This window comes from Kitasatospora sp. NEAU-69 (assembly GCF_057158765.1).
In genome coordinates this window covers 1-13,400 of sequence record NZ_JBWXUE010000069.1, presented here as the reverse complement: position 1 = coordinate 13,400, position 13,400 = coordinate 1, and the positions used below count along the sequence as shown (strand labels likewise).

The following is a 13,400-nucleotide window of genomic DNA, read 5'->3' as shown; positions in this document are numbered from 1 at the left end:
CGTCATCAGCCCTGGAGGGCTTGCAACGCGATCCCCAGTTCACGGGCCAGCCTCGGCCGGGAGTCGTCATCAGCCCTGGAGGGCTTGCAACGCGACGGCGACGGCCCAGACGAGGCCGTCACCGCGGTCGTCATCAGGTCGTCATCAGCCCTGGAGGGCTTGCAACGCGCCCAGTTCCACGACCCGCAGGCCCTGGTCCGCAGTCGTCATCAGCCCTGGAGGGCTTGCAACGAAGACGACGCCTTCCGGCGACCCGTCGTCCATGCGGTCGTCATCAGCCCTGGAGGGCTTGCAACGTGCCGTCGAACTCGCCCTCCAACCACATGCCGGCGTCGTCATCAGCCCTGGAGGGCTTGCAACGAGACCTCACCCCTCACCCCTGGGAGCACACGTGCGGTCGTCATCAGCCCTGGAGGCTCGCAACGCGAGCTGGGGGCAGTCGAGCACCGCGAGGATGTCGTCGTCATCAGCCCTGGAGGGCTCGCAACGGCATCATCACGCCGCCCGACGAGACGGCCCTGCTCGTCGTCATCAGCCCTGGAGGGCTCGCAACGCCTCCTCCGGTAGCAGTGGGCGGCGCATCTGCAGGCCGTCATCAGCCCTGGAGGGCTTGCAACATCCGCCAGATCGAGGAGTACCGCACCGCCAACACCGCCGCCATCAGCCCTGGAGGGCTCACAACAAGGCCGGCCTTCCCCGACCGGCAGCGGCGTCGCGCGTCGTCATCCGCCCTGGAGGGCTCGCAACACCAGCTGGAGCAGGGGCTGAGGGAAGAACCGGCGGGTCGTCATCAGCCCTCGAGGGTTCGCAACCTCGCTGGGTACGCCTCTCCCAGCTTCGCTACCCCCGTCGTCATCAGCCTTGGAGGGCTCGCAACATCTGCTCGCGCAGGTGCGCCACCACCTGCTGGTAGTCGTCATCAGCCTTGGAGGGCTCGCAACGCGGGGGAGGGGACGCGCAGCAGGTGCGCGTCGCCGGTCGTTATCAGCCCTAGAGGGCTCACAACACGCGGCCGAGCTGGTCCTGTTCGGGATGCTCTACCGTCGTCGTCAGCCCTGGAGAGCGCGTAGCTGCCACACCACGATGGCTTTTCCGGGGTCCAGAGCGGCCGGGCATCAGTCCTGGAAAGGCTTGCAACCAGTACGGGTGGATCTCCAGTGTGGAGGTCAGCAGCGTCGTCATCGGCCTTGGGAGGGTTCGCAACGGGGCGAGCCGCATGCTCGCGGCGGCCACGGTCAGGGGCTGCTATCGACCCTGGGTCGACCGATCGCGGAGCGTAGCGACAGCGAGTTCGCTACTGCCGCTCGGACCGCTACCGCTTGCGGCGAGGAGGGAAGTGACATTGGACACATACTAGTGATTGGGGCTACCATGGCTTTACTGAGACGGATGTGACGGGTCCTTACGCGCAGTGATGTACGGTCCGCCTGAAGACTGGGGACCGCTTGGGGACCACGCTGGATGAGTGGGGGTGAGCGCAGATGAGCGGATATGGACATTCTTGGACGAAGCTGTCATGCATGCCTGCGCTGACCTCGCTTGTGGGTAATTCCGTCTTTGGTGGTGAACTTTCGTGCAGCGCAGGCCAGTTGAAAGCCTTCGAGCTGACATACCGTCCGCCCTGGGGGTCAAGGGGTCGCAGGTTCAAATCCTGTCGTCCCGACCAGCGTTTACGCAGGTCGGAGGCCGTTCTTGTCTGATGACAAGGACGGCCTTTGTGTTGCGGTGGTCGCAGTGTGGTCGTGAACGCTCGTTCACATCGCCTCGGTGGCTGCTTCCTGCGGGCTGTGGCGCTCCGGCGCGACCGTAATGCGGCCTTTGTTCGTTCAGTCGATCAGCTGAGTGCTGTTGGCGGCTGACCGCGAGCCTTGCCAGTGCCGAAACGGGCATGGGTTCCCGGCAGTTGGGCATGCCGGTGGAGCTCGCGGCGTCAGCTGCCATGCTGGGGCAGCTTGCCTGAGCGGGCGTCAGCTATGAACCTGTGGTGTCGGCCCGTGCAGCTGTCAGGCCGCGTGGCTGAACAGCGGGTTCGGCAAGGAAGAGCTGTCGGCGAGGGCGTCGGCTCCATTGCGGGCGCGGGCCTCGACGAGGCAGAGCCTGGCTTCAATCGTGTGTACTGCGGCCATGGCGACGTCCCAGGTCAGGTGGCTGTAGATGTTCGCGGTGGTCGAGAGCGTGGAGTGCCGCAGCGTCTTGGAGATCACGGCCATGGACACGTTGCCCTCCAGTGCAAGGGTGGCAGCGAGGTGGCGCAGGTCGTGGATGGTCACGTGGGGGAGTCCGGCTTGTTCGCGCAGTTCGTGGAAGCGCCGGCGGACGGCGGCGGGGTGGAGGGGCTTGCCGTCGGGGGTCTGGAAGACGTGGTCGTTGTCGGTGGAGGTGCTTCTGGCCATGGCGCGCTGGAGGGCAGCGGCGACGCGGTCGGAAAGGGGTACCCAGTTGCGGCTTTTCTTGGTCTTCGGTGCGGTCAGGACGAGTTCGTGGTTGTCGATCGCGGAGAGGGTGTGGCGGATGTACATGACGCGGTCGTCGATCCGAACGCACTGGCGTTGGAGACCGAGTGCTTCTCCTTTGCGTAGGCCGGTGCCGATGATGACCTCGAAGAGGTCGGCGAAGGCGGGGTCTTCGGTGCGGCAGTGGGTGAGGAATGTGACGGCCTGCTCCGCGCTCCAGGGGACGCGTTCGTCGGCGCGAGGCTTGCGCATGGGCAGGGGCTGGGCCGCGTTGTAGGGGAGGCGGTGGGCGCGCACGGCGGCGCCCAGGGCGCTGGAGAGGGTGGCGAGGCAGTGGTAGACGGCTTGGCGTCCACGGCCGGCCTCGAGTTGCTCGTGGGTGTAGGCGGCGATGTGGTCGTGAGCGAGTTCCTCAAGGCGTATCTCGCCGAAGACGGGGATGAGTTCGCAGAGTACGTAGGTGCGGTAGCGGGCGTAGGTGGTGGGCTTGAGTAGGAACTCCATCGTCTTGAGCCACTTGGTAAGGTAGGCGGCCACCGTCTCGTGCGGGTCGGCGTCGAAGCCGAGTTGGCGGCCTTCGAGGAAGCGTCGCAGCGCCGTTTCGGCGGCGAAGGCGTCCTCGAAGCCGCCGCGGCGCACGGTGCGCCTGCGGCCGTTGAGGGAGGGGATGTCGACGGCGAAGGTCCACGTGCCGTGCTCCTCCTCGGCCAGGCGCGGGCACTTGGCGCCCAGTTGGCGTCGGGTGACATCACGGCATCCGCACCGGCGGTAGACCCGGCCCCGCCGTTGTGACCTGCGCACTTCTTGTGCCTCCTGCGGCTGTGGCTCCTTGATCGGCTCGCGGAGGCTACAGGTCCCACGCCCGGGTGATCGTCTGCGACCACCATGCGATCACCAGCGCGGAATTGGGCTTCTGACCTGCGGCGCGCGGTGAGAGCCCGCACCTGAACGGGCCAGCACGGGTAACTGCGGCCGGGGTTCGCTGGCGCCATGTCCGGTTGTCGGGCGCTTGCGGAGGCGGTGCGGACGCCGGAATCAGCTACCGTGCGTGAGCAGTTAGGGATCTTGACTCGGAGACATGCGACTGGCGCACAGAGTGCTCAGTATTGACGGAGGATCATGGTCGTGATAAAGGGCATTGGCTGATATGGCAAGCGTGTGGGGTGGCCTCCGGGCGTCCTCCCGTCTGCAGATCAGCTACACAGCGTTACTGAAGAAGTGGGTGGCAATGGGGTGAATCTCGGGACGAGGTCGCCCAGAAGATGCCAGGTGGTGCAAAGATGATCTTCTGTTCACCAAGTCCGTTTGGCGTTGCGGATTTTCGTGCCGCGATGCTGGTATGCCGTCGACCCGCAGCAGCATTCCCGGCCTCTTCGGCGCCCTACCGCCGAGCCGCTGGCTCCGGCTGCTCGGCTGCCTTCGACGCCGATCGTTACATCGTCGCCCTTGCGGACACTGGCCGGGCGGTGAGTCCGGCCGTTCGGCACGGCCGTTCGGATCGGCCGGGCTGGGGAGCGGAGCGCCGTTGGCGGTGGGCACCACCGATGTTGGGCCGGTTACAGGTCCGGCGGTGTACGGCTGTCGGCAGCGCCGCCGCGCCACTCGACCAGGAACAGGCTCGCGTCATCGGTCGTGGTCCCGCCCCGCTCGTGCATGAGGGCATGGGAGAGGCTTCGCACCGCCTGCCGCACGGCGCCACCGGTGGGCCCGATGCGTTCGATCGTCTCGAACAGACGTTGCTCGCCGAACTGCTCGCCGCCGGCCTGGTGTTCCTCGACGACACCGTCGGTGTAGAACAGCACCCGGTCGCCCTGCCGAAGTTGCCGGGTGCTGCTCAGTGGTGTGGCGCCGCCGAAGCCGACTGGCAGGGTTCCGGGGCTCTCCAGGGTCTCGATCACCCGGTTGTCGCGGATCAGCAGCGGCGCCGGGTGGCCTGCGTTGACCCATTGCAGCCGGCCCGTTTCGATGTCCAGTTGCATCATCTGTGCCGTGACGAACTGATCCGGGCCGAACTGCTTGTCGATGGCGGTGTCCATGAACGTGTACAACTCGGCGAGTCCGACACCGGCGCGGCGGGCGTGCCGGTAGGCGCCGACGGCGACGGTCGCCAGCACGGCGGCGTTCAGGCCGTGGCCCATTGCGTCGATCATGGCCAGGTGCAGGATGTCGTCGTTCAGGGCGTAGTCCAGGCTGTCGCCGGCGATGTTGTAGGCGGGCTCGAGGATTCCGGCGACGGAGACCCGTGGGGTGTTCATCGACAGCGGTGGCAGCAGTGACCACTGGATCTCTGCGGCCACGCTCATCGGCTCTCGGCGTCGAGCCTGGAAGAGCCGGTCGGTGTAGCCGTTCTTGGTGGCCAGTATGTCGGCGACCAGTGCGGCCAGACGTCGGAGCAACCGCCGGTCGTCATCGTCGAGGTTGTCCAGGGTGACGGCGAGCACCCCGACTTCGTCGCCGCCGTCCAGCAGCGGAAGGAACACCCGGGTGCCGTCGGCCTGCGGGTGCTCGGCCGGGGCGGCGCTGGCGAAGACCGCGCCGGCCCGGGAACCGTCGATGGGCACCGGATCCCCGGTGGCGAGTCCGCCGCCCGCGAGCGGCACCAGCATGCGCTGGCCGTAGTCCTGCAGCAGGATCGAGACCTCCCGGCCGCCGACCGCGCGCGCCGCTTCCGCCACCAGCAGACCGATGTGCTCGGGCGGCAGCTCGTGAGCCCGGTCCAGCAGCCACCCCAGCAGCCGCTCACCGAACCCTTCCGACCGGTCCACCACAACAGCCCCGCGCTTCTCTCGTGCGCATTCTGTGCTCGGCACCCGGCCCCGGCGGCGGACTTCGGCCGCTGCCACCTGACGATGCTGCCTGCGCGTGGTCGGCCAGTGCCGCACCACTACCCGTGTTTCAGCATCGCACCGGTCTCCAGAACGCGATACCCGCACCAGCGTGGATCACGGCCCTGCCGGATCCGGCCCCTGGCTGGATCTCGGCCGCGGAACCTCGGCCGGGCAGCGTGGGGTGTCGGGCGGCTCCCGCGATCGACCGGTGAATTCTCTGGTTCATCTGAGCGGGGTGTACAACAAAATCGTGAACGGACACATTTAACAGCACAATTTGTGCTGGGCGGTCATGAATGCCGATCATGCGGAGTATGCTGGAACGTGCCGGAGGACTTACCGGCAGAGCGATTCCGGGAGGTGCGTATGAAACTCGGCAGGACAGGATCGCTGATTCTGCACTCCCGTGCCGCGAAATTCTCGCCCGGCTGTTCAGTGGGAAATAAATAGAATCCTCACGTGGTTTGTGGAGTGCAGGGTCAACCCTCCGCCCCGATCGGTGTTCACGCCGGTCGAAGGTCGCCGCCGCAGAGATGCGGAGGCGGCCTCTTGGCATTCCGGCCTACCGGCGGGCGGGCGGCGCTGGTCCATGCGGGTGCGGCCTGGGCACGCCACCCGCCGCCGGGCGTCCGTGCCCCGTACCCCAACAATGGCCTGGGCAACAGGAGGTCGGCTGCTGCTGGAACGGGCGAGATCATGGTGCAGTGTGCTGATCGTAGTGACGCTGGTGTCGATCAGCTCCGCATCACCCGTCGTACTGACGGTGGCCGGCTTTGCCGCGCTGGTCGGGGCGTTCGCGGCGCGACGGATGCGACTGCGCAAGCGCCACCACACCGTCGACCCGCAGGCCCTCAGTGGCCTGCGAGGCTGACGATGGCCACAGCCGCCCCGCTGCCGCTGAATGTGGCCATCCCGCTGCTCGGCTCGACCCTGCTCCCAGCGCGCAGCGGCCATCTCGCAACCGCGAACCTGGGTGGCTGGCCCGCCCGACCGGGCGTCGTCCCGGCCGCCGACCCGATCGGCTCCGGGCCGGCCCCGCTGGTCGCCATCGTCACCTTCTTCGCCGGCTGCGCTATCGCTTCACGTGTGGCGCAGCGCATATCGCCGTTCATGCCTGCTTGGTGCGCGTCAGGTGGGCGTACGCGACCACGTTGTCCAGGTATCCGGTCTTCTTGGAGAAGCGGCCGCCGCAGGTGATCAGCCGGAGTTCGGATCGGCCGGTCGCCCCGTAGACCTTGTCGTCCGGGTAGTGGTCCTTGGGGTAGGCCTCGACGGCGTCGATGGTGAAGACGGCGGTGGTGCGGTCCTTCCGCTCGATCTCGACCTCGGCTCCCGGGTGCAGGCGGCCCAGGCTGTAGAAGACGGAGAGGCCGTGCTTGTTGTCGACGTGTCCTGCCATGACTGCGGTGCCGCTCTGACCCGGCGTCACGCCGCCCTGGTACCAGCCGACGACGTTGCTGTCGTCCGGCGGAGGCGGTTGGAGGTGCCCGGCGGTGTCCAGTGCGATGGGGATGACCCTCGCCTCGACCTGGATGGCGCCGATGCGGATCAGGGTCGGTGGCGAGGCGTTCATGGCGGGGGTGTCGGACTTCGCGTCCGGTGGAGTGCTGTGGCCGGCGCTCCCGGACAGTGCCTGGGCGGCTGTCGGCCGGGGTGGGAGGTGCGTCCGGTGGCCGTCCTGGAAGAGCCACACGCCGATGGCCAGGAGTAGGGCGGAGCCGATGACGGCCGGCTTGGGCCTTCTGGATCCGTGCACTGCCGCCTCCTTTGCTGGGCTCTGGCCGAGCTCGCCGTGCCGGCCCACGAGGACCGCCGGCGGTACGGGCTCGGGAGCTGCGGCGAACTCCGGCCGTCGGCGCGGGGCCGCTGTCCGAGACTCGGTCATCGTGCCATCGGGCTCGTGCCCCCCTCGTCAGTCGTCACCGGACTGAACGAGTGATTGTGCGTACCGGGGCACGAATCCCGGTGTCGGAGCCGTCGGGATCGTCTGACCGGGTGTCATGATCGTATGCGACGGACCCTGGCAGGCCCAGGTGAATCACCCGGATGCGCGGGGCGGCGTGGCAGGCGTGGGACTGGGTTGCTCATATCGTATTTGTATACGAACTCTCTTCAAGAGGGCTGGGTTGGGACAGATTCCGCTTCTCCATCTCTTGTGCAGCCCCCGGGGATGAGAGCTCGAACTCTTCGATCGATTGCACTCCCTTCCGTCGGACCCTCTCGAAGGAGCTTGACGCCTCGATGAACTCGAACACGTTAGCCGTGCCTGACCGGCGTGGATTTGTCACCCGGGTATCCACGGCCCTCACGCTGGCCCTCGCCGCTGCGGGAATGGCGGTGCTGCCGACTCCCGCCTACGCGATCGGGGTCGCCGTACCCCTCGGAACCGCGTCCAGCTTCGCCGTCCTGGCCGGCCAGTCCGTCACGAACACCGGTCCCAGCACCATCACCGGCGATGTCGGGGTGAGTCCGGGGACCTCGGTGACCGGCTTCCCTCCGGGCACCGTGAACGGCGTCATCCACTCGGCTGACGCCGTTGCTCTGCAGGCGCAGACCGATCTGACCGTCGCGTACAACAATGCGGCCGGCCAGGCCTCCGACGCCAGTATCTCGGGCGACCTCGGCGGCCGGACGCTGAATCCGGGCGTCTACACCGCGCCCTCGTCCATCGGACTCACCGGCACCCTCACGCTCGACGCCCACGGGGACCCCAACGCGGTCTGGATCTTCCAGGTCGGGTCGACGCTGACAACGGCCTCCGCGAGCCGGGTGCTCCTGGTCAACGGTGCCGCGCCGTGCAACGTCTTCTGGAAGATCGGCAGCTCCGCCACGATCGGGACCAACTCCACCTTCGTGGGCAACATCCTGGCGCTGACGTCGATCTCCGCCACCACCGGGGCGACCATCGACGGCCGCGCGCTCGCGCGCAACGGGTCGGTCACCCTGGACACCAACACCATCACGCGGGAGACCTGCTCGACGGGCGGGACGACCTCCGGCACCACGGCGGGCACGACCGCCGGCACGACGGCGGGCACTACCGGCGGCACGACGGCGGGCACGACGGCGGGCACGACGGCAGGAACCACCGGCGGTACGACGGCTGGCACGACGTCCGGTACGACGGCAGGAACCACTGCGGGGACCACCGGTGGGACGACCGCCGGTACGACCGCAGGTACGACCGCCGGAACTACGGGCGGCACGACGGCCGGGACCACGGCTGGGACCACCGGCGGCACGACGTCCGGTACGACCGTCGGGGCGACCGGTGGAGCCGCATCGGGTGGCGGATACTCCGGTGGCCGGCATCCGGTCGGCGGCGTGGGCACCGGGGTCGGTGGTGCCGCGCAGGGTCCGAGTGCGACCGAGGTCACGATCGGTGTCGGTCTCATCGGACTGTCGCTGATCGGTGTCGGCTTCCTTGTCGTCCGCCGCCGCGGGTTGACCACGTCCTGACCGCACGACACACCTGTGGCGGTGTCCCCACGTGGGCAGTTGGCGTGGGGACACCGCGGCGCATGACGGTGAGCAAGCAGACGGGAAGGCGCGAGGTGCGAGCTGATCACGAGAAGACGACGGGCACCATCGACCAGGACGGTGCGGAGAGCGAACTTCCGCCGGTGAACAGCCTCACCGCGCCCCGGGCCCCGACGATGCCGGAGCCGGCGAGCGGCGGGGGAGTGGCAGCTGAGTCCCTGTCACTTCCGGCCGCACTGATCGTGGCATTCGCGACCGTCCTCTGCGTCCTGGCGGCCCTCGGCCATGTCTGCCTGGTGTTCCTGCACGTCGCACCCTCCAACACGGTCTCCGAGCGGTACCAGCAGCAGACCGACGCCTGGATCTATCCCTACTTCGAGCAGAACTGGCAGCTCTTCGCCCCGAACCCGGAGTCGGTACGCCGGCAGGTCTCGGCCCGGGCGGCGACGGCGGCTCCCGACGGCTCGCGGCGGGTCGGCGAGTGGCTCGACCTGACCGCGATCGACGACGCGGCCGTCCGGCACTCGGCCTTCCCCAGCCACACGGCACAGAACATGCTGCGCCGGGCGCTGGCCGCCTACCTCGACACGCAGGGCCCCGGCCGGGCGTCCGCTTCGGAGCGGGCGCGGATGCTCCAGGAGTACCTGGCGAACATCGCCGCCCAGCGCCTCGCCGCCGGAGCGCACCCCTCCCTCGACGCAGTCCAGTTGCGCGTGGTCAGCACGCCGATCGCCCCTCCGGCATCGCCTGCACCTTCCGATGTGCCCTCCGGCGGCGCGTCCTCCGACACCAGCTACCTCCCGTGGTGGCAGATGGAGCCCCATGGCCACTGACCGGACGCCCGACCCCGTCACCAGGGCGCTCACTCTTCTCACCGAGCGGGCCGTCTCGCTCCACGCGGCAGCCGTGCTGCGGATGGGCTACGGGACGCTCTATCTCGGCTACCTGCTGCGTGAGTTCACCCACCGGGAGGAGATCTGGGGCCCGGGCTCACCGTGGACCCCTGGCCTGGCGCGCGAACTCCTGGGCCAGACAGGAGGGTTCAGTCTTCTCACGCTTTCGGACAGTGGCACCTGGTTCGAGTCCTGCTACGTGTTGGCCATCGTGACGTCCGCGCTGTTCGCGCTCGGGTGGCACACCAGGGCGGTCTCGGTGCTGTTCGCCGTCGTGGTGACCTCGTTCGACGGCCGCTCCGTCTTCATGACCGACGGCGGGGACAACCTCATCGTGCTGATGGCCCTCTACCTCACCCTGACGGCATGCGGCCGCCGTTGGTCCCTCGACGCCCGTCGGGCCCGGCTGCGCCGCAGTGCGTCCCGCCCCAGGGCACTTCCAGGCTGGCGGCAGCAGGCCGTACTCGTCCGTAGCCGGCTGGCCGTGCTCGTCCACAACTGCGGCATGTTCGTCATCGCGGCCCAGGTCTGCGTGCTCTATGGATCGGCCGGTCTCTACAAGGTGCAGGGTGGCCTCTGGCGCGACGGCACCGCGCTGCACTACGTCCTGCACCTCGACCTGTTCCGGCCCTGGCCGGCGCTGTCCCAACTGGCCGACGAGCACGGTCTGCTCCTCGCGGTCGGCGCATACCTCACCGTGCTGGTCCAAGTGGCCTTCCCGTTCGCCCTGTTCAGCAGACTCAAGTACGTCACCCTGGCCCTCCTGCTCGGCATGCACGCGGGGATCGCCGTACTCCTGGGGCTGCCGGTCTTCTCCGGCGCCATGATCATCGCTGATGCCGTCTTCCTGCCGGACCGTCTCCTCCTCCGCCTCGTTCACCGCGCTCGGCTCCCGTGGTGCAGAGCCGCGACCGCCTCCAGCCCGCCCGGTCCACCAAGCCCGCTTCCTGCCCAGTCCGCCTCCGGAACAGCTGACCTCCGCCCGGTGCGGGACGGCCGCTGACATTGCTGCGTGCCCCCAGCGCTGCCGGCCGCCGAACTTCCGGCAAGTACCGGTCGTCGCGGCCATCTCCGCTCCGCTCTTGCTCGGAGTAGCTTGAGATCACCGAAGGCACCTCGCATGCCGGCACAGGCCCCTGGCGTCGTCTCCGGCGAACGGCTCTGCCGGACCCCGGCGCGGGGATCCGGGGACAGGCGCTTGATCATGACTGTGACCCTTGGCCGTGCGACCGCGAGGCGGTCCACGGAATTCTCCGTGCGGTTTGTCGCTCGCGCCTGACGGCGTTCGGCCGGGCCGCTTGGATGGCTCCTGGTGGCCCCGATCGCGTGACCTTCTCCTCGAAATCCGTTCGCTGGCCGCAGCATTGGACGCGCGGTGGGGTGAGGTCCTGTGGATCACCGTGAACCCGGCACAGAGGCCGGTCATTCCACGGCGCATCCCGGTCGCGGGGCACACCGTGCACGTGGGCTGGTTCAGCGAGGAACAGGACCAGCACATGATCGCGGTCTGCTCGTACGTCCCGCGCCGACTCGAGCTGCTGGTCGTCCCGCCGTCCACGGACGTCGTCGACGCCGCTCGGTTGATGGCCGAAGCAGCCGACCCGACCGGCACCCGCACCGCGAGCGCCCTGCTCGCCGACAGCGTGCTTGTCCTGCGTCCTCAGCTCACCGGTGCCTGAGAAGCAGCTCGGTGCTGCGCAGACCCGGATTAGAGGGTGTGGTGGCGAAGCGTCATCCTTGCAGGTCAAGGGCTCGTCCGGGCACAGCAGAGCGCCCACCGACGCTGCTTGGTCGGTTGTTGGCGCGTGGTTGTCGGCCTCGGCGGGCAGGGCGAGCCGGGTGCGGTGGGGCTGTCTGGTGGAGCCGGTGGCTGCTGGGCGCGGTCCACACCCTGGCGGTTCTCATCCGCCGACGTGGGCGAGGACGCCCCGCACGCCGTGTGGCGAGAGCAGCTGACGTAGGTCGGTGCCCACCGCGATCTGGCCTTGGGACGCTGCGCCATGTGCTCCTCCTTGAACCCGATGGTGATGGCATGCCCAGAGCGACGGGAGTGGTGGGTGAGGCGGCAGAGCGCGCGGGGCGGGGCGTGGAGCACGGCAAGATCGACTGACCGGGACACGCGCTGGCGACACGCCGCGAAGGTGATCACGCTGTGCGGATGGTGGGTAGGGCAACTTGATCGCGCAGCATCGGCCCGCACCGGTCGCTGCTCGGAAGAGTGGCTGCGGACCGGGGGAAGGCGGTCTGCCGGTCGGCCATGGGGTTGTTGGGCTCGTACACGCCCCCGGTACCGCTGGTGCCACTCCGTCATGAAGGAGCCGAGCTTCTTGCTGTCCGAAGCGCACGAGGTGCCTTCGCCCCACCAGTCGGCCCTGACGGGCTGTCCAGTCGACGCGGAAGGCGTCCTTGTCGAAGCCTTCGGCGGCCCGGGCCTGCCGGGAGTGGTCGGCCAGCAGCGGCGTGATCATGGCGATGCCCACGTGCGCGGCGGCGGTGACCAGGTCGGTGGAAGGGTAGCCGGAGTCGAGGTGGTGCTCGCCCGGATCGACCTGCCGTTCCGTCAGACGTTCCTGGATGCCGGCGGGCGAGCCGCAGACGGCCGGGCGGGACGCCGTCCACTTCGGCCTCCCGCTTCCTGGCCACCTCCCGTCCCCGGGTGTCGGTGTGCACGTAGTAGGTCTGCATGAAGATCCGCCGCAGCAGTTGGACGGCCTCGATCTCCCGCAGCCACATCGGGGCGTCGGGCGCGTGGAGAGCGTGCAGCAGCGCGAGGACGTCTTGGCCGTAGGCCTCGGCCAGCCGGTCCCGCTTCGTCTTCGACGAGGGCAGCCGCCATGAGTCGACCCTGGCCGTGTAGCGCAGGTCGAGCTCCGCCACCGGCATCGCCTGCCCGAGCCAGGCCGGGGCCGCCGCGGCCAGCGTCTCCAGGGCCGCGCGCATGCTCTCCCCGGCCAGCTCCAGCCGGTTCAGGTCCCGCACCGCGCTGATGACATGGGTGGAGTCGGTGCGCTGCTTGCCCCCGGCCGTGATCAGCCCCTCGCGGCGGCAGTGTTCCACCAGCCGTTCGAAGACCAGGTGCTCCATGCCGTGCTCGACCAGCCGGGCCCGGAACTTCGCCAGCACGGTGAAGTCGAACCCCGGATCGGTCAGCTCCAGGCCGAGCGCGTACTTCCAGTCGATCGCCCGGACCGTCATCCCAGCCGCCTGGCGGTCGGTCAGGTTCTCGGCGAACTGCAGCACCGTGACCAGCGCCAGCATCCCCGGTGACAGGCCCGGCGCCAGCGTTGTAGATAGCGACTCTCCCGGACGGCACGACGGGAGCAACTACGACAACCTCTCGCCCGCCGGCCAGGAGGCGCACGACACCGAGAACTGCGCCCAGATACCCGGGAAGAAGAAGGGCAGCTGCAATGAGCCGCACCGCAAGTGCCGGGAAACCGGCGCCACCACGACGTCCTCGGCGGGCGTCGCCCCGGCAAACCGGACGTACACCAAGGACGGGCGGCTGCGCTGGCTCGCTGCCGGGGAGTGATCCGGACCTCGCGTGGCCCCGGGGCAGTTGTAGGGCCGGGTGGACGAGCCACGGCAGGTGGCCCGAGTTGCTGGCAGCAGCGTCGGCTCGACCGGACCCAGTGCCGTGTAGCACGCGATACGGGTAGCGTGTGTTGCGTGACGGAGGACACGCGGCAGCAGACGGAACAGGCACTTCGAGGCCGGGCTCGACACGGGGACGAGATCGAGGCCGA

General features: G+C 68.7%; 10 protein-coding genes and 1 CRISPR repeat array. Of the genes, 6 read left to right on the top strand and 4 right to left on the bottom strand.

What is annotated here, in order from left to right; all coding sequences use genetic code 11:
• Positions 1 to 62 precede the first annotated feature (62 nt).
• Positions 63 to 361: a CRISPR direct-repeat array (repeat unit 30 nt; unit sequence GTCGTCATCAGCCCTGGAGGGCTTGCAACG).
• 1,642 nt (positions 362 to 2,003) lie between these two features.
• On the bottom strand, positions 2,004 to 3,254 hold the full coding sequence (locus AC060L_RS36975; RefSeq protein ID WP_483803385.1) for a tyrosine-type recombinase/integrase: 1,251 nt from the start codon (positions 3,252 to 3,254) through the stop codon (positions 2,004 to 2,006).
• A gap of 755 nt (positions 3,255 to 4,009) precedes the next feature.
• Positions 4,010 to 5,218: a PP2C family protein-serine/threonine phosphatase gene (locus AC060L_RS36970; protein ID WP_483803384.1), complete on the bottom strand. Its 1,209-nt coding sequence runs from the start codon at positions 5,216 to 5,218 to the stop codon at positions 4,010 to 4,012.
• 769 nt (positions 5,219 to 5,987) lie between these two features.
• On the opposite strand from AC060L_RS36970, the gene AC060L_RS36965 reads away from it, so the two are divergent.
• Complete coding sequence (locus AC060L_RS36965) at positions 5,988 to 6,152, top strand: hypothetical protein (RefSeq protein ID WP_483803383.1); 165 nt, start codon at positions 5,988 to 5,990, stop codon at positions 6,150 to 6,152.
• Between the two features lie 237 nt (positions 6,153 to 6,389).
• On the opposite strand, the gene AC060L_RS36960 is transcribed toward AC060L_RS36965, so the two are convergent.
• Positions 6,390 to 7,037, bottom strand: coding sequence for a class F sortase (locus AC060L_RS36960; RefSeq protein WP_483803382.1), 648 nt, complete (start codon positions 7,035 to 7,037; stop codon positions 6,390 to 6,392).
• A 290-nt stretch (positions 7,038 to 7,327) separates the two neighbouring features.
• Here AC060L_RS36960 and AC060L_RS36955 point away from each other — a divergent pair, with 290 nt between their 5' ends.
• From AC060L_RS36955 to AC060L_RS36940, 4 genes are all read left to right on the top strand, one after another.
• Positions 7,328 to 8,740 (top strand): ice-binding family protein, encoded by a 1,413-nt coding sequence (locus AC060L_RS36955; protein WP_483803381.1) that lies wholly within the window; start codon positions 7,328 to 7,330, stop codon positions 8,738 to 8,740.
• Between the two features lie 62 nt (positions 8,741 to 8,802).
• Positions 8,803 to 9,594, top strand: a complete 792-nt coding sequence (locus AC060L_RS36950) for a DUF5819 family protein (protein ID WP_483803380.1) — start codon at positions 8,803 to 8,805, stop codon at positions 9,592 to 9,594.
• Positions 9,584 to 10,657, top strand: coding sequence for an HTTM domain-containing protein (locus tag AC060L_RS36945; RefSeq protein WP_483803379.1), 1,074 nt, complete (start codon positions 9,584 to 9,586; stop codon positions 10,655 to 10,657). Before AC060L_RS36950 ends, AC060L_RS36945 begins: the two co-directional genes overlap by 11 nt.
• A 220-nt stretch (positions 10,658 to 10,877) precedes the next feature.
• Entirely contained in the window at positions 10,878 to 11,333 is a 456-nt protein-coding gene (locus AC060L_RS36940; RefSeq protein WP_483803386.1) for a DUF5994 family protein, read from the top strand.
• Between the two features lie 628 nt (positions 11,334 to 11,961).
• On the opposite strand, the gene AC060L_RS36935 is transcribed toward AC060L_RS36940, so the two are convergent.
• Positions 11,962 to 12,912, bottom strand: a complete 951-nt coding sequence (locus AC060L_RS36935) for a transposase (protein WP_483803378.1) — start codon at positions 12,910 to 12,912, stop codon at positions 11,962 to 11,964.
• On the opposite strand from AC060L_RS36935, the gene AC060L_RS36930 reads away from it, so the two are divergent.
• Positions 12,896 to 13,186 (top strand): hypothetical protein, encoded by a 291-nt coding sequence (locus AC060L_RS36930; protein WP_483803377.1) that lies wholly within the window; start codon positions 12,896 to 12,898, stop codon positions 13,184 to 13,186. The two genes, AC060L_RS36935 and AC060L_RS36930, sit on opposite strands and share 17 nt — an antisense overlap.
• Positions 13,187 to 13,400 lie beyond the last annotated feature (214 nt).

Coding starts and splice junctions, on each gene's coding strand:
- AC060L_RS36955 (WP_483803381.1), top strand. CDS start 7,328: ATGCGCGGGGCGGCGTGGCAGGCGTGGGACTGGGTTGCTCATATCGTA.
- AC060L_RS36935 (WP_483803378.1), bottom strand. CDS start 12,912: ATGCTGGCGCTGGTCACGGTGCTGCAGTTCGCCGAGAACCTGACCGAC.
- AC060L_RS36945 (WP_483803379.1), top strand. CDS start 9,584: ATGGCCACTGACCGGACGCCCGACCCCGTCACCAGGGCGCTCACTCTT.
- AC060L_RS36950 (WP_483803380.1), top strand. CDS start 8,803: ATGACGGTGAGCAAGCAGACGGGAAGGCGCGAGGTGCGAGCTGATCAC.